This window comes from Marivita geojedonensis, from assembly GCF_002115805.1.
GTDB classification, from domain to species: domain Bacteria; phylum Pseudomonadota; class Alphaproteobacteria; order Rhodobacterales; family Rhodobacteraceae; genus Marivita; species Marivita geojedonensis.
The window spans coordinates 56,817-72,122 of the sequence record NZ_JFKC01000022.1 but is presented as its reverse complement, the minus strand read 5'-3'; the positions used below and the strand labels follow the sequence as shown (position 1 = coordinate 72,122).

The window sequence follows — 15,306 nt, the reverse complement described above, 5'->3', positions numbered from 1 at the left end:
TCCTGACCCTAGGGTTTGTCAAATATACAATCGCCTTTCGAAACGGATTCCCGTTCAGTGATCCTTGCGTTTCGAATAGGGCGAGTCGCTCAGGTAATCATCCGTCGTGCGCGGGATGCGCGGTTCCCCCAGCGCGAACGGGTTGTTCTGCGAATGGTACTGCGCCTGAATCCGGCAATTGTCGCACATCTGGATCATCTTCGCCGCGTCACTGGTGGCGAACATCGAATGTTTGCCCGCCAGCTTTTCGCTGATCTTCTCGATGGTCGATTTCACCCCGAACAGCGCGCCGCATTCGATGCACGCAAAAGGCTCTTCCTCGTTCAGAACCACCTGACTGAAGGCCGCGTCGGTGAGGTTCATGCGCGGCTCAAGCGTGATTGCGGTCTCCGGGCAGATCGTGGCGCAAATCCCGCATTGCAGGCAGGCGTCCTCCTGGAACAGAAGCTGCGGCAGGTCCGGGTTGTCGCCCAGCGCGCCGGACGGACAGAGCGACACACAGCTGAGGCAGAGCGTACAGGCGTCGGTGTCCACGAGAACCGCACCATAGGGCGCGTTTTCGGGCAGCGGCAGCACCTCGGCCTCCGGCATCATCGCCTTGGCCGCAACGCGGGCCACCTGACGCCGTGTGCCGATGGGCAGGCTCGGGGACGCAACCGGTTTGGGTACGTCGCCCCCATACAGGTGATCGCTCAGCACGTCGGGATCGACCATATCGATCACCTGCACCCGGCCTCCACCTGACAATGCATTGGCCAGCATCGCCTCATGCTCCGGCGTGTCACGCTCGGTGCGCGGGGCCAGCAGAACGTCGACCGACGCAAAGCCACAGCTCAGCGCGGCCATCATCTCGGCATGGCCAAAGGCCGCAAGGCTGTCCATGGCAAAGGGGATCACATCAGCGGGCAGCCCCCGGCCAAAGCGGGCGGCGAGGCTGATCATCTCGGCCCCATGGTCGGCATCGTGCACCAGAAGGCGCGGCGCGGTGCCACCGGCTTTGCGATAGGTCGAGGACAAGGCATCGAGCCGACGGAACACCGCAGACACGGGTGGCGCGTCATAGGCGATGGCCCCGGACGGGCACAGCGCGGCACAGGCGCCGCAGCCCGCGCAGATCATCGGATCAATGGCCACGTGATCGCCCGCCGAGGTGATCGCCCCGGTCGGGCAAATGTTGAGACATTTGGAACAGCCCGTCTGTTCGGCGCGGCTGTGGGCGCACAAAGCAGGTTCCAGAGCGATATAGAGCGGCTTTTCGAACGTCCCGACCATCTGCACCGCTTCGGCCAAGAGCGTCTCGACCGCCGCAGGCTGGCGCGGATCGGCGCGCAGGTAGCCTTCGCGCTTGTGCGGCGCGGGCACCATGGAGGGCTCTCCGGTCAGGTCGATCACCAGATCACATTCCGAAATCGCCCCGTCCTTGGGCACGCTGAAGCCAAAGGCACCGCGCCCACCGGGCAGCAGTTGCGCAAACCCGTCGATCCGCACTTCGAACTGGCCCAGCGCACCGGTCAGGTTGCGCACCCGCCCGCGCACGACGTCAAAGCGCCGATCCACGGGTACATCTACTGTGTCGGTCTGCAACACCGTCACCGCCAGCGTGTCACACAGCTGCGCCGCTGCCGTGAACGCCGCATCACCACCGCCGACGATCAGGCAGGTGCCTTCGCTGACCACATCGACCACTTTCGGCATCGGCAGACTCAGCGCGCCTTCAGCCGCCAGCGCGGCCTGCTTCGGGCCTGCCTTGGCGGATTGGTCGCTCCACCCGGCGCGGTCGCGGATGTCGACAAAACCGGGCGCGTCGATGCCAAGCTCCTCTGCCAGCATTTCGAAGAACGCGCTTTCCTGCGCGCAGGCGATCATCACGTCGCCCGCCTCGATTGCCTTGGCGGCGGCTTCGGCCTGCGTGCCGCAGAGATTCGTATAAACGCGTGACGGATCAAGCGTTGTCGCCTCGCCAATACGTGCGGCGTCGACGTTCTGACTGCCAAGACAGTCACAAAGAAGCAGTTTGGTTCCCATGTCGGCCCTTTCGCGGCGTGTGCCTGCGCGGTCTCTTGTTGTTGGTTGATGTTTGGACTTACCCAAGGGCTATGCTACGCAGATGTCAACCGCGCCCGTGAGGCCGGATCCGGGAGGACCAGAGTTTGACCACGACCGACAGCCGTTCCATCGAGCTGCCCGTTGGCGTTGTAGTGCAACGCCGTCCGGGCGTGACCCGCTGGCAGAAATGGGCTTACACACCCACCGCGCTGCTGCCCGGCGCGGGACCGGCACACTGGAAACTGTTGCGCGAAGACGGTGATACCGCCGAATTCCACATTGGCACCGCCACACTGACCCTGTGGCGCACCGATGCCGAAGCCTACCGGATCGGGCTCGCTGAGCCGGTGGTCTGTGCCTACGTGATTCTGCAGCCCGGCGAAGACGAATGGCCGTTCAAGCTCAAGCTGATCACAGCCAACCCGCATGAGGCGATGCAATATGCCGATGGTGGCGAGGATGTGGTCGAGAAGGTGCCGATGCCCCCCGCTCTTGTGGCTTGGGTCCAGGAGTGGACCGACCAGCATTACGTCGAAGAACCGTTCGTGAAACGCAAACGGAAACGCTATCACGAAGACAAGGTCGAGGACGGCATCGGGGATCCCCGCATCGCGCAGGCCAGCGACGTCTATCGCGCTCCGTCCAGCGCCAGAAAGAACCGCCTGTCATGAGCCGCCCGTCCGATTTCTGGTCCCGCCGCAAGGCGCGCGTTGCCGAAGAAGAGCAGGAAGAACAGCGTCAGGTCGAAGAGGCCGAGACCCGCAAAACGCAGGCCGCGCTCGAGGAAAAGACAGACGCGGAAATTCTCGAAGAGCTCGGCCTGCCCGATCCCGACAGCCTCGAACCCGGTCAGGACATTGCCGCCTTCATGAACAAGGCAGTCCCCGAACGCCTGCGCCGCCGTGCAATGCGGCAGTTGTGGCGGCTGAACCCGGTGCTCGCGAACCTTGACGGGCTGAACGACTACGACGGCGATTTCACCAATGCGGCGACCGATGCACCGGGGGTCAAGACCGCCTATCAGGTCGGCAAGGGGCTTCTGCGCCATGTGCAGGCGCTCGAAGCCGAAGCACGGGCCAAATCAGGTCAGGACGCGCCCGAAGGCATTGATACCCCAGAGAATCTGTCGGAAATCGCCCTGACAGAGGATACCTCCGCAATACCGGCGGAAATTCCGGAAAATCCGGAAATTATGCAGGATAATGCAAATGCCGCACCTGCATCTACGACCATAGTCGGGGACGGTCCTGAATATGCCGACGGCACACCATTGGATACAGTGACCGGGGAACCACCGCGTCCGCGACGGATGCGCTTCAGAATAGAAAGTGAGACAGGATGACAATGAGCGCGGCTCAGACCACGCCATCGGTGTCAGAAGAAGACCGCCTGCGAGCGGATCTGTATAATTATCTGGGACTGATCCTTTCAGCGCCCCCTGACGAGCTTTTGCTTGCACAGACCGCTGGCCTGACCGGCGACGAGACGAATCTGGGCCAGGCTGTGGCGCGGCTGGCCGACTGTGCGAAAACCACCGACCCGAAGCAGGCGGAACGCGAGTTCAACGCGCTGTTCATCGGTTTGGGCCGGGGTGAGCTTCTGCCCTATGCCAGCTACTATCTGACTGGTTTCCTGAACGAAAAACCGCTTGCCGTGCTGCGCAGCGATCTTTCGGCCCGACGGATCGAACGGGCTCCGAATGTTTACGAACCCGAAGACAACATCGCGACGCTCATGGAGGTCATGGGCGGGTTGATTGTTGGACGCTTTTCCACCCCGGCCACGCTTGAGGACCAGAAACTGTTCTTCAACCGGCACATCGCGCCCTGGGCCGGGCATTTCTACTCCGACCTGGAGACCGCGAAATCCGCGATGCTCTACAGTGCGATCGGATCGGTGGGGAAAGCGTTTATGGAGATTGAACGCGAAGCGTTCAGACTGACCGCGGCCTGACCACCGTCCGCGGCAAGACTACCAACTGGCGGGCAACCGTCATCCCGCGGCCAACGTGCCGCTCATTCTGGAAGAAGGGAAGGAGGCTTCCATGACAGAGAAAACCGAGGCGGCTGCGAGCCGTCGTGATTTTCTGAAATTGGCAGGCACCGCAGCCCCCGCTGCCGTAGCGGCCGTCGCCGTTTCCGGCACAGAGGCGGAAGCTGCGGAAACGCCGAAAGCGGACGGTCGTATGCAAGATACACCGCACACCCGCGCGTATCTGGCCAGTACTCGGTTCTAGTACTCATTTCTCACCGCCCCTGCCGGTCGGACATATGCCGATCGCAGGTTGCAACCCAGCCGACGGCGCAGAGGCGCTCAGGTAGCTTAAGAGGGATAACATGCTAAGAAAAAAAACCGGAGGGCTGACACGGCGCACTGCGCGGACGGGCCTGATCTCGGAAATCTCGAATAAATCTGTCGACAGACGCTCCTTCCTGCGTGGATCGGGCCTTGCCATCGGTGGTCTTGCCGCAATCAGCGCAACAGGTGGTGCGGTCACGCAAGCCAGCGCGCAATCCGCCGTCAACGGTGCGGTTCAGACCGTCAAATCCGTCTGCACCCACTGCTCGGTCGGCTGTACCGTCGTCGCCGAAGTCAGCAACGGTGTCTGGATCGGCCAGGAGCCCGGCTGGGACAGCCCGTTCAACCTCGGCGCGCACTGCGCCAAAGGTGCCGCCGTGCGCGAGCACGCCCATGGTGAACGCCGCCTCAAGTACCCGATGAAGAAAGAGGGTGGTGAGTGGAAGCGCATCAGCTGGGAACAGGCGATCAACGAGATCGGTGACAAGATGCTTCAGGTCCGCGACGAAAGCGGCCCGGATTCGGTTTACTGGCTCGGTTCTGCGAAGCACAACAACGAACAGGCGTACCTGCTGCGCAAGTTCGCCGCCTACTGGGGTACGAACAACATCGACCACCAGGCGCGGATCTGTCACTCGACCACCGTTGCGGGCGTTGCGAACACATGGGGCTACGGCGCCATGACCAACAGCTACAACGACATCCACAACAGCCGTGCGATCTTCCTGATCGGTGGCAACCCGGCCGAAGCGCACCCGGTGTCCCTGCTCCATATCCTCAAGGCGAAAGAGCAGAACAACGCACCGGTCATCGTCTGCGACCCGCGCTTCACCCGCACGGCAGCCCATGCCGACGAGTATGTCCGCTTCCGTCCCGGCACCGACGTGGCGCTGGTCTGGGGTATCCTGTGGCACATCTTCGAGAACGGCTGGGAGGACAAAGAGTTCATCCGCACCCGTGTCTGGGGCATGGACCAGATCAAGGAAGAAGTCGCCAAGTGGAACCCCGAAGAGGTCGAGCGCGTCACCGGCACCCCCGGTTCGCAGCTTGAGCGGGTTGCCCGTACGCTGGCCAACAACCGTCCCGGCACCGTGATCTGGTGCATGGGTGGTACCCAGCACACCAACGGCAACAACAACACCCGCGCCTACTGCGTGCTCCAGCTTGCCCTCGGCAACATGGGCACAAGCGGCGGCGGCACCAACATCTTCCGCGGCCACGACAACGTGCAGGGCGCAACCGACCTTGGCGTTCTCGCAGACACCCTGCCCGGTTACTACGGCCTGTCCGCAGGGTCCTGGGCACACTGGGCCCGCGTCTGGGAAGAAGACCTGGATTGGCTGAAAGGTCAGTTCTCGCAGGAGATGGTTGGCGAAACCGCCATGATGAACCTGACGGGTATCCCGGTGTCGCGCTGGATCGACGGTGTTCTGGAAGACAAGGAAAACCTCGATCAGCCGGACAACACCCGTGTGATGGTGCTGTGGGGCCACGCGCCCAACTCGCAGACCCGTCTGCCGGAAATGAAAACGGCGATGGAAAAGCTCGATACGCTCGTTGTGATCGATCCGTTCCCGACCGTGTCGGCCGTGCTGCATGACCGCACCGATGGCGTCTACCTGCTGCCGGCAACCACGCAGTTCGAGACTTATGGCTCGGTCACTGCGTCGAACCGCTCGCTCCAGTGGCGCGAAAAGGTCATGGAGCCGCTCTTCGAATCGAAGACTGACCATGAAATCATGGGCCTCTTCGCGCAGAAGTTCGGCTTCCACGACCGCATCTTCCGCAACATCAAGATCGAAGATGATGGCGTGACGCCGAACATCGAAGACATCACCCGCGAGTTCAACCGCGGCATGTGGACGATCGGCTATACCGGTCAATCGCCCGAGCGGATGCGTCTGCACATGGAGAACCAGCACACCTTCGACCGCACCACTCTGCGGGCGAATGGCGGCCCGGCCGATGGTGATTTCTACGGTATGCCGTGGCCCTGCTGGGGCACCCCCGAGATGAAGCATCCGGGTACGGCAAACCTGTACGATATGTCACTGCCGGTCTCCAAAGGCGGCCTGACCTTCCGCGCCCGTTTCGGCGTGGAGCGTGATGGCGACAACCTGCTGGCCGAGGGCGTGGCCTCTGCAAATTCCGAAATCCAGGACGGGTATCCGGAATTCACCATGCAGATGCTGATGGATCTTGGCTGGGACGGTGACCTGACCGCCGAGGAACGCGCGGCAATCGACGCCGTGGCGGGTCCGAACACCAACTGGAAAACCGACCTCTCGGGCGGCATCCAGCGTGTGGCGATCAAGCACGAATGTGCGCCGTTCGGCAACGCCAAGGCCCGTGCCGTGGTGTGGACCTTCCCGGATCCGGTGCCGCTGCACCGCGAACCGCTCTACACCAGCCGCTACGATCTCGTGGCCGACTACCCGACCTACGAGGACAAGAAGTTCTGGCGTGTTCCGACGATGTACAAGTCGATCCAGTCCACGGACTTCTCGTCGGATTACCCGATCATCCTTACCTCTGGCCGTCTGGTCGAATACGAGGGCGGCGGCGACGAGACACGGTCGAACCCGTGGCTGGCCGAGCTGCAGCAGGACATGTTCATCGAGATCAACCCGCGCGATGCCAACGACCTTGGTGTGCGTGACGGGTCACAGGTCTGGGTGGAAGGTCCGGAAGGCGGCAAGGTCAAAGTCATGGCCATGCTGACCGAACGGGTCGCTCCGGGTGTGGCGTTCATGCCGTTCCACTTCGGTGGGCACTTCCAGGGCGAAGACCTGCGGGGCAAGTACCCGGAAGGTGCAGACCCCTATGTGCTGGGTGAATCGACCAACACCGCGCAGACCTATGGGTATGACTCGGTGACCCAGATGCAGGAAACCAAAGCAACGCTTTGCAAGATCATGGCAGCGTAAGGAGGAGAAAAAGACATGGCACGCGCTAAATTTCTAGTCGACGCCGAACGCTGCATCGAATGCAACGCCTGCGTCACGGCCTGTAAGAACGAGCACGAGGTTCCGTGGGGGATCAACCGCCGCAAGGTGGTCACGATCAACGACGGTAAGCCCGGCGAACGCTCGATCTCGGTAGCCTGCATGCACTGCTCGGACGCGCCCTGTATGGCCGTCTGTCCGGTGGACTGCTTCTACCAGAACGAAGAGGGTGTGGTCCTGCACTCCAAGGACCTCTGCATCGGGTGTGGTTACTGCTTCTACGCCTGCCCCTTCGGCGCACCGCAGTACCCGCAGGCGGGCAACTTCGGATCGCGCGGCAAGATGGACAAGTGCACCTTCTGCGCCGGTGGCCCGGAAGAGAACCACTCCACGGCCGAGTTCGCCAAGTACGGCCGCAACCGCATCGACGAAGGCAAACTGCCGATCTGTGCGGAAATGTGCGCCACCAAGGCTCTGCTTGCCGGTGACGGCGACGTGGTGTCGGCGATCTACCGCGAACGCGTCGTGGCCCGTGGCTTCGGCTCGGGCGCATGGGGCTGGGGCACCGCCTACGATCAGAAAGACGGCTGATCGTCGTTTCACACGATTGACCGAAGAAAAGCCCCGGAGTTCGCTCCGGGGCTTTTTCGTTGGTGGTCCAAAGCAGAGTGTCATCCACGGGCGAGGCCCGAGGATCTGTCTGGCTTGCGGTCCTCGGGTCAAATCCGAGGATGACGTAATTCAAAGGAGAAGAAGCGGCGCCGCCCTTTGGGCCTGACGGTTCTCTCATCTGCCGGGGCTGTCCCCGTGACCTGTACCCCTTGGGGCCTTCGTGAAACCGGTTTCTCATGGTCGCCCCTGGCGGGGATCAAGAGAGCGTCAGTTCATGGTGTCGCGGCATGGGAGTGACCCTTCCCGCTCAAAAGCTTTTGTGGGCGTGGATATGGGGGAAGGATGGTTAAGGGATAGGAAATGGAGCGCGCGGTGGACGGTCTTTGGAACGCGCTTGCACCGCTCAGATGTCGAGGTCCATCCAGACCGGCAGATGATCCGAGGCGCGCCGTGCTTCACCCTCGGTCAGGACACCGACCCCGGACACCCGCAAATCCCGCCCGACCGCAAAGCGGTCCAGCGGCGCAATCGGGCGCGAGGCGTGAAAGCTGCGGCCCGGACTGATGACGTCGAACGCATGTTCCAGAATGTCGAAGCCGATGCGCGGTGACCATTCGTTGAAATCCCCGGCGATCACCGCCCTGCCCGTGCGGGCGTCCAACTCATCAAGCAGATGCGCCAACTGCAACTGGCGGCAGCCCCGGCGCAGGCCCAGATGGGTGCCGACCAGTGTCAACCGCGCCCCTGGCCCTTCCAGATCGGCGATCAGCGCCCCGCGCGGTTCGATCCCCGGCAGGCTGAGCCGTTCGGTCGCGCCAACCTGCCAGCCTTCGCGCACCAAGAGCGCATTGCCGTGCCAGCCCGAGCTTGGGCCATCGGTGACGTTGAGCACCCGAAGACCGGTGTGATCGAACAGCGCGTCTTCCGGAAGCACGGCGGCCCGCGCGCCAAGCCGCTTGTCCGCCTCCTGAAGCGCCACCACATCGGCGTCGAGATCGGCCAGCACCCGGATGATCCGCTGTGGATCGCGCCGCCAGTCGAGGCCCACCGCCTTGCGGATGTTGTAGCTGGCAATCCGCATCACAGCACCGGTGCGAACAACCGGGCCACCCGCGCCACCATTCCGGTCAGGATCGGCCGGTCCGCCAGATCCATATCGACCCGCGTGGCGTTGGAAAAATCGGTCTCAAGCATGTCGGCCACCTGCTGCGCCGGTCTCTGCCCTTCCATGAGGACGGTGATTTCGAAATTGAGCAGCCCTGACCGGATGTCGAGATTGATGGAGCCGACCGATACGAGATCTTCGTCCACCAGCGCCACTTTCTGATGCACGAAGGCGGGATCATACATCCAGATTTCACCACCCACCGACCGAAGATCGTCGAAATAGGCCAGCGCCGCGAAATAGGTGATGTAGTGGTCCGCGCGTGCGGGTACGAGGATGCGCACATCCACACCACGCAATGCTGCAAAGCGCAGGGCCGTCAGCACATCGCGGTCGGGGGCGAAATAGGGTGTTGATATCCAAAGACGCGTTCTTGCGGCATGGGCAAGCGCGATGAAGTAGAGGTTCCCGGCCGCGATGTCCTCGGCCGGGGACGGCGCCAGCGCCACGGCGTTCGCATCGCCTGCGGGCTTTGGAGCATGGGACGCGATGCCTCTCAGGTCTTCTCCCGTCGCCCACATCCAGTCGGATGAGAAATGCAGCGCCAGTTGTGCCACGACCGGTCCACGGAACCGGGCAAAGGTATCGCGCCACGGTCCGATGGACGGGTCACGCCCCAGATAGGCCTTCGACACGTTCAGCCCGCCGGTGAATGCGATCTCATTGTCGACCACGACCAACTTGCGGTGGTTGCGGTAGTTGAACTGAAACGGACCCAACAGGCGTTTGGGCCCCTTGGGCCGTGCCAGACGCACCCCGGCGTCTTCGAGCTTGCGCTTGAAGTGGCGGGGCAAACCGAAGAACGGCAATTCGTCGTGGAGCAGCCAGACCGACACCCCCGCCTCGGCGCGTTCGATCAGAGCGTTGCGCAGCGCGCATCCGATGTCGTCGTCCTCGATGGTGTAGAACTGCACAAAGAGCGTCGACTGCGCGCCGCGAATGGCCTCGAGCACCGCATCATAAGTGGCCTTGCCGTCGATCAGCAGATCCATATCGTTGCCGCCGATCACCGGCAGCCGGGCGATGCGCGCAAACGGATCCAGCCGCGACGGCCCCTGGACGATCTGCGCTTCCGAGGCCGTGTCGAACATTTCTTCATCCGACTTCCGGCGTTCGCGTTCGAACCGTTTGTAATTGGCATGGCCGAACACGAGGTATAGCAACGTGCCCACCAGAGGCAGAAGCAGGATCAGCAGGATCCACGCCGTCGCCCTCTGCGGCGTGCGCGAGGTCAGCAGTGCCCGGTAGGCCGCGACCAGCGCCAGCACCCCGAGGACAGCCGCGATGATCGCGTTGGTGACCGTCAAAAACTCAACCATCGCGGATATCTGGGCCTTCTGATCGGGTTTCGCAACGTCTTGCCGCTGGCGTCATTCCGGATATCCTTCTAAAGTCGGATTGCCCGCGCCATCGCCGGGAAACATGTCGTGAATACACTAGGTCAAATCTGACCCAACAAGACTGAAAACTGCAAGGTCGGGCGCGTGACGCGCTCATCACGGGAGGACTCACGGGAATGCGTGACATTCGGAAAATACTCTTGGGTTTTGTAATGGCCGCGTTGGCCTTCATGTTTCTTGCCACCTGGTTCACATCGTCTCCGGTCAACGCGCAGGAGGCCGAAAGCGTTGCGGCGGAAGCCGAAATCGACCGCTCCGCGACCGGTGGCGCGACGACGCTTGAGGACATTCTGCGCCGTCAGCAGGGGCTTCAGGTCGACAATGATTACCGCGCCGAGAATGTCGGCAACCCCGCAGCAGCCTCTGGTCTGAGCGAACAGTTGGGAACGCTGGGCGGAGCTTCGGACCCCGATCTGTGGCGCGGTATGCGCTTCAACGCGGCGGACATTACCACACAGGCACGCGGGCCCGCCTCTGACGTTCTGATCCAGGACCGTGGCATGTGGTGGCTGCAGTTCCGTGAGGGCCCGCTGCTGACCTATGGCGGCTATCTGCTTCTGGGCACCATCGGCTTCCTTGCGCTGTTCTTCCTGATCCGGGGCCGCGTGAAAATCGACGGAGAGAAGACGGGGCGACGGATCGAACGCTTCAAGAATTTCGAACGCTTCGGCCATTGGCTGTTGGCGGGGTCCTTCATTCTGTTGGGCATCACGGGGCTGATTTCACTGATGGGGCGCAAATTCCTGATCCCGACCATCGGACATGAAACCTACGCACTGATCGCAGGAGCGTCCAAATGGGTGCACAACAACGTGTCCTGGGCCTTCATGCTGGCGTTGGTGATGGTGTTCGTGATGTGGGTCATCCACAATTTCCCGGACAAGACCGACATCAAGTGGATCGCCAAGGGCGGCGGTCTGTTCGGTGGCGGGCACCCGCCGGCCAAGAAATTCAACGCCGGTCAAAAGCTGATCTTCTGGTCAGTGATCGTGCTGGGCGGGTCGATCTCTGTTTCGGGGCTTTCGCTGCTCTTTCCGTTCGAGCTCCCGCTGTTTGCCAAGACGTTCACCATCCTGAACGGAACGGGCCTGCCCGAGATGCTGGGCTTCGGTATCCTGCCGGAAACGCTCACTCCGCATGAAGAGATGCAGTATGCGCAACTGTGGCACGCCATCGTCAGCTTTGTGCTGATGGCGATCATCCTGGCGCATATCTACATCGGCTCGGTCGGCATGGAAGGCGCCTATGACGCCATGGGCACCGGCATGGTCGAGGAACAGTGGGCCAAAGAGCACCACAGCCTGTGGGTCGAGGAAGTGAAGCAGCGGGAAAACAAGGCGCCCAGCGGCGCAACGCCCGCCGAGTAACATGCGCACGGCTTTGGCCACATCTGCGGCCCTGCTTTGGGCAACCTCGGGGGCCGCAGGCGACTTTTTCACACTCCAAGGCCATGGCGGCCCCATCATGGGGATCGCCGTGTCCGAGAGCGACCAGATCGCCACGGTGAGTTTCGACAACGCGGTGGGGCTTTGGTCGGACCAGACACCTTTGTGGTTCGACGGACACGAGGCGGCGGTCAACGCCGTTGTCTTTGCGCCGGATGGCCGGGTCTATTCTGCGGGCGACGATTTTACGGTGCGCGTCTGGGGGTCTGACGGCACCGCGCAGGCGGTGTGGGACGGGCACAAGGGCAAGGTTGTTTCACTGGCCCTGTCGCCGGACGGTGCAACCGTGGCCTCGGCCTCCTGGGACGGGAGCATCGGGCTTTGGCCTGTGGACGGCAGCGCGCCGATCTTTCTGACCGGGCATAGCGGGCCAGTGAATGATGTGGTCTACACCGAAGATGGGACGGGCCTTTATTCTGCCTCCGCCGATGGCAGCATTCGCCTGTGGGATCTTCGCCTCAACAGCGAACGCCAGCGGGTGATCGAGCACGGGTTCGGCGTGAACGAACTGGAGCTGAACGAGGACTCAGGCTGGCTTGCCTATGGCGCGGTTGATGGCGGAACGCGGGTTCTGGACATTGCGACCGGAGACACGCTGGCCGATCTGACGCTCGAGCGGCGACCGATCCTGTCGATGGCGACGAGCCCTGATGGCACAATGCTCGCCGTTGGAGATGGTGAGGGGTACATCATGGTGGTCGACACGCCCGAGTGGCGCATTGCCCGCGATTTCCGTGCCACTGAACGCGGGCCGGTCTGGGCGCTGGCGTTTTCGAATGACGGCACCAACATTCACGCGGGCGGCCTTGACCCGCGCATGTATTCATGGCCGATCGACGCTATGGGCGAAGCCGATCCGATGGCCACGGGATCGCCGTCCTTCCTGCAGGACGCAGACACGATGCCCAATGGCGAACGGCAGTTCATGCGGAAATGTTCGATCTGCCACACGCTGACACCGGGCAGCGCGCGCCGTGCCGGGCCGAGCCTGTATGACCTCTTTGGCAGACGGGCCGGGACGGTCGAGGATTACACCTATTCCGACGCCCTGAACGGGTCGGACATCATCTGGGACGATGACACGATTGATGCCCTTTTCGACATCGGCCCAGAGCATTACATTCCCGGCACAAAGATGCCGATGCAGCGGATCACGGGCGCGCAGGACCGCGCTGATCTCGTGGCCTACCTGCGTGAAACAACCGCACCTGAGGAGAGTTCGCAGTGAAAGCCATGTTACTTGGATTTGTCGCCATCGCCGTGATCGCCGTTGGCGCGGATTATACCCTGGATCAGATGGGGTTCAGCGCCGCTGAACAGGGCGCCTCCCCTTCCAATGTGCGTCTGGGCGACTGACCCCCTACGTTCCGACCTGAAGCACCGACGTTTTCTGCCGAAGCATCGCGATCACGCTGAGCGCGGTGATCTTGCCGGTGGCCGGGTTTTCTTCGGTCGGGCGGTTCTGGATCGTCATGGTGAAGTCTGACGAGTCCGACACGACGCGGACGGTGTGCTGGTTCTTTTCCAGCGACGGATCGGCCCAGACCTCCATGCGGGTCTTATCGGTGCCGAAGCCTGCAAGGCTGACCGCGACCGCGACGTTGACGTTGGCCGGGAACACCTTGGCCACGTCGGTGACGGCGCCGCCCAGAACCAGTTTCGGTTCCGTCAGGTTGCTGAGGTCGATGTTGTTGTCGATCACGTAAGGGGCCTTGGCGAGGCCCGGAACGGGTTTGCGGGTCTCGATCACCACCGATTTCAGATTGCCGACCGCCGCGCCCTTGATCGCGTCGAGGCCGAGGATCGCACCTGAGGGGATGAGGATCTTGGCCCCGGTTTCCGCAGCGCGGTCAAGCAGCGCCTGCTGGCCCATCAACTGGCTGGCGGACAGGACGATCAGTTCCTTGCCCGCTTCGATGGTCGGCACAGCCAGATCCATGAACAACTGCGGCGGCAGGGTTTCGATGACGATGTCGCAATGGTCTGCGAGTTCGCTCAGGGAATAGACCGGGGCGGGTTTCGACAGGGTCGCGTTGGCCTCGGCGGCGCGGTCTGCGTTGCGGGCGCTGATGCCACCCAATTCGCAACCGGGGATGCCGCCCCGGTCAAGTTCCTGCGCGACGTGCAGCCCGATAGCGCCAAGTCCTGCAATTCCGATTTTCATGCGCGATACCTTTCGACCATTTCGACGATGCGATGTGCTGCGGCGACCGACGCCGCATGATCCTGCGAGAAGTTGAGCCGCACGCTGGAATGGGTGTGCGGTGAGAATTCAGACCCCGGCGTGACCGTGACCCCGGCCTGTAGGCGCAGAAGGCGGACGAAATCCTCGGGCGAGACCACCAGTTCAGGCAGCTCCGGGAAGAGGTAGCTGCCTGCCTGCGGGCAGGCAGTCGGGAAGCCTGCGTCGCGGAAGATCTTGAGCAGGTCGTCGCGGATCGCCTCGTGCTGGGCGATGCGGGTCTCCATCCAGCCTTCGGGTTCATGGAACCACGTCTTGAGCGCGGCCTGGCTGTAACCTGCGGCACGCAGGGACACGATGGCCTGCAGTTTCTCCATCCGGTCGATCAAGGGGGCCGATCCGAATGCAACACCAAGGCGGAAGCCGCTGAGGGATTCGGTTTTGGACGGACCCATGATCGTGATCAGGTTCTCGGGCCGTTTGGCGCAGGCCCGCATGTGGGTGTAGCTCTCGCCGCTGTAACGCAGGCGGGAATAGAGCTGATCGACGATCACGGTCACGTTGTGCTCTGCGGTGAGGCGGGCAATTTCGGTGATCGTGTCTTCGGGTGTGACCACGCCTGTCGGGTTGTTGGGGGTCGAAAACACCAGCACCTCGGCCCCGGCTTTGAACGCGGCTTCCAGCTGGCCAAGGTCCGGGCCGCGCTGCGGAGCGTCGTCGTGGTAGTGGAGCGCGACCGGAATGATCTCTCCGCCGAAGAAGGCGACGAGCTTGCGGTTGGCAAAGTAATCCGGCTCCATGATGGCGACCTTCGTGCCACGGTCCACCGTCGCGCCAAGCGCGAGGAACAGCGCGCCCTGCGTGCCCGGTGTGATGATCAGTTCATCCACCGGATCGACCGGCGCGCCGGTGAAGGCGGCCAGACTGGCAGCCACGTCTTCGCGGATCACGGCAGCGCCACGGTATTCGGTATAGGCCTGAGACCCGCCCTCTTCGAACCCGGCTTCCCACGCGGCGCGCGCGCCGGGCGTCGGCTCAAACGCATCCACGTCGCCATGCGAGAAATCCACTGGAACCCCCGGAAGGGTGTCGCCCCGCATCACCGATTTCAGATCGTCCGCGCTCTGACGAACCTCCTGCCCCGGCGCATTTTCCGCTCCGAGACGCGCGAATTTTGCGTCCAGACTGCTCATGTCCCACTCCCCTGTTCAGA

Annotated in this window: 14 protein-coding genes; 9 read left to right on the top strand and 5 right to left on the bottom strand. The window is 62.7% G+C overall.

Translation table 11 applies throughout. The features are described from left to right. Positions 1 to 54: 54 nt before the first annotated feature. Positions 55 to 2,025, bottom strand: a complete 1,971-nt coding sequence (locus MGEO_RS17165) for a 4Fe-4S binding protein (RefSeq protein ID WP_085640637.1) — start codon at positions 2,023 to 2,025, stop codon at positions 55 to 57. Between the two features lie 125 nt (positions 2,026 to 2,150). Between MGEO_RS17165 and MGEO_RS17160 the strand changes: the two genes are divergently transcribed. From MGEO_RS17160 to fdh3B, 6 genes are all read left to right on the top strand, one after another. Beyond that, positions 2,151 to 2,717 carry a DUF3305 domain-containing protein gene (locus tag MGEO_RS17160; RefSeq protein WP_233139973.1) on the top strand — a complete coding sequence of 189 codons (567 nt, stop codon included), beginning with the start codon at positions 2,151 to 2,153 and terminating at the stop codon, positions 2,715 to 2,717. Beyond that, complete coding sequence (locus MGEO_RS17155) at positions 2,714 to 3,388, top strand: DUF3306 domain-containing protein (RefSeq protein ID WP_085640635.1); 675 nt, start codon at positions 2,714 to 2,716, stop codon at positions 3,386 to 3,388. Before MGEO_RS17160 ends, MGEO_RS17155 begins: the two co-directional genes overlap by 4 nt. A 2-nt stretch (positions 3,389 to 3,390) precedes the next feature. Further along, positions 3,391 to 3,999 carry a TorD/DmsD family molecular chaperone gene (locus MGEO_RS17150; RefSeq protein ID WP_085640633.1) on the top strand — a complete coding sequence of 203 codons (609 nt, stop codon included), beginning with the start codon at positions 3,391 to 3,393 and terminating at the stop codon, positions 3,997 to 3,999. A 91-nt stretch (positions 4,000 to 4,090) separates the two neighbouring features. Further along, positions 4,091 to 4,282, top strand: a complete 192-nt coding sequence (locus tag MGEO_RS17145) for a twin-arginine translocation signal domain-containing protein (protein ID WP_085640631.1) — start codon at positions 4,091 to 4,093, stop codon at positions 4,280 to 4,282. 100 nt (positions 4,283 to 4,382) lie between these two features. Next, the gene (locus MGEO_RS17140) at positions 4,383 to 7,271 is read left to right on the top strand and encodes a formate dehydrogenase subunit alpha (RefSeq protein ID WP_085640629.1); all 2,889 of its coding nucleotides are present in this window, start codon (positions 4,383 to 4,385) and stop codon (positions 7,269 to 7,271) included. 15 nt (positions 7,272 to 7,286) lie between these two features. After that, positions 7,287 to 7,880 (top strand): formate dehydrogenase FDH3 subunit beta, encoded by a 594-nt coding sequence (gene fdh3B, locus MGEO_RS17135; RefSeq protein WP_085640627.1) that lies wholly within the window; start codon positions 7,287 to 7,289, stop codon positions 7,878 to 7,880. 424 nt (positions 7,881 to 8,304) lie between these two features. On the opposite strand, the gene MGEO_RS17130 is transcribed toward fdh3B, so the two are convergent. Together MGEO_RS17130 and cls are read right to left on the bottom strand one after the other, a co-directional pair. Next, positions 8,305 to 8,982 carry an endonuclease/exonuclease/phosphatase family protein gene (locus tag MGEO_RS17130; RefSeq protein WP_085640625.1) on the bottom strand — a complete coding sequence of 226 codons (678 nt, stop codon included), beginning with the start codon at positions 8,980 to 8,982 and terminating at the stop codon, positions 8,305 to 8,307. Then, complete coding sequence (gene cls / locus MGEO_RS17125; RefSeq protein ID WP_085640623.1) at positions 8,982 to 10,385, bottom strand: cardiolipin synthase; 1,404 nt, start codon at positions 10,383 to 10,385, stop codon at positions 8,982 to 8,984. The genes MGEO_RS17130 and cls overlap by 1 nt, the downstream gene beginning before the upstream one ends. Before the next feature lie 233 nt (positions 10,386 to 10,618). Between cls and MGEO_RS17120 the strand changes: the two genes are divergently transcribed. The 3 genes from MGEO_RS17120 to MGEO_RS21865 are packed head-to-tail and all read left to right on the top strand — an operon-like array spanning position 10,619 to position 13,267. Then, positions 10,619 to 11,833 carry a formate dehydrogenase subunit gamma gene (locus tag MGEO_RS17120; protein ID WP_085640621.1) on the top strand — a complete coding sequence of 405 codons (1,215 nt, stop codon included), beginning with the start codon at positions 10,619 to 10,621 and terminating at the stop codon, positions 11,831 to 11,833. Position 11,834: 1 nt separating this feature from the next. Continuing rightward, positions 11,835 to 13,139 (top strand): c-type cytochrome, encoded by a 1,305-nt coding sequence (locus MGEO_RS17115; protein WP_085640619.1) that lies wholly within the window; start codon positions 11,835 to 11,837, stop codon positions 13,137 to 13,139. Continuing rightward, positions 13,136 to 13,267 carry a hypothetical protein gene (locus tag MGEO_RS21865; RefSeq protein WP_269845902.1) on the top strand — a complete coding sequence of 44 codons (132 nt, stop codon included), beginning with the start codon at positions 13,136 to 13,138 and terminating at the stop codon, positions 13,265 to 13,267. Before MGEO_RS17115 ends, MGEO_RS21865 begins: the two co-directional genes overlap by 4 nt. A gap of 4 nt (positions 13,268 to 13,271) precedes the next feature. Here the strand turns inward: MGEO_RS21865 and MGEO_RS17110 are convergent, their stop codons facing one another. Together MGEO_RS17110 and MGEO_RS17105 are read right to left on the bottom strand one after the other, a co-directional pair. Continuing rightward, positions 13,272 to 14,075, bottom strand: a complete 804-nt coding sequence (locus MGEO_RS17110) for an aspartate dehydrogenase (RefSeq protein WP_085640617.1) — start codon at positions 14,073 to 14,075, stop codon at positions 13,272 to 13,274. Continuing rightward, positions 14,072 to 15,286: a pyridoxal phosphate-dependent aminotransferase gene (locus MGEO_RS17105; RefSeq protein ID WP_085640615.1), complete on the bottom strand. Its 1,215-nt coding sequence runs from the start codon at positions 15,284 to 15,286 to the stop codon at positions 14,072 to 14,074. The genes MGEO_RS17110 and MGEO_RS17105 overlap by 4 nt, the downstream gene beginning before the upstream one ends. Positions 15,287 to 15,306 lie beyond the last annotated feature (20 nt).

Bases quoted from the DNA above. Each gene is read 5' to 3' on its own strand.
- MGEO_RS17155 (WP_085640635.1), top strand. From the start codon at position 2,714: ATGAGCCGCCCGTCCGATTTCTGGTCCCGCCGCAAGGCGCGCGTTGCC.
- MGEO_RS17145 (WP_085640631.1), top strand. From the start codon at position 4,091: ATGACAGAGAAAACCGAGGCGGCTGCGAGCCGTCGTGATTTTCTGAAA.
- cls (WP_085640623.1), bottom strand. From the start codon at position 10,385: ATGGTTGAGTTTTTGACGGTCACCAACGCGATCATCGCGGCTGTCCTC.
- MGEO_RS17110 (WP_085640617.1), bottom strand. From the start codon at position 14,075: ATGAAAATCGGAATTGCAGGACTTGGCGCTATCGGGCTGCACGTCGCG.
- MGEO_RS17105 (WP_085640615.1), bottom strand. From the start codon at position 15,286: ATGAGCAGTCTGGACGCAAAATTCGCGCGTCTCGGAGCGGAAAATGCG.
- MGEO_RS17115 (WP_085640619.1), top strand. From the start codon at position 11,835: ATGCGCACGGCTTTGGCCACATCTGCGGCCCTGCTTTGGGCAACCTCG.
- MGEO_RS17130 (WP_085640625.1), bottom strand. From the start codon at position 8,982: ATGCGGATTGCCAGCTACAACATCCGCAAGGCGGTGGGCCTCGACTGG.
- fdh3B (WP_085640627.1), top strand. From the start codon at position 7,287: ATGGCACGCGCTAAATTTCTAGTCGACGCCGAACGCTGCATCGAATGC.
- MGEO_RS17120 (WP_085640621.1), top strand. From the start codon at position 10,619: ATGGCCGCGTTGGCCTTCATGTTTCTTGCCACCTGGTTCACATCGTCT.
- MGEO_RS17140 (WP_085640629.1), top strand. From the start codon at position 4,383: ATGCTAAGAAAAAAAACCGGAGGGCTGACACGGCGCACTGCGCGGACG.
- MGEO_RS17150 (WP_085640633.1), top strand. From the start codon at position 3,391: ATGAGCGCGGCTCAGACCACGCCATCGGTGTCAGAAGAAGACCGCCTG.
- MGEO_RS17165 (WP_085640637.1), bottom strand. From the start codon at position 2,025: ATGGGAACCAAACTGCTTCTTTGTGACTGTCTTGGCAGTCAGAACGTC.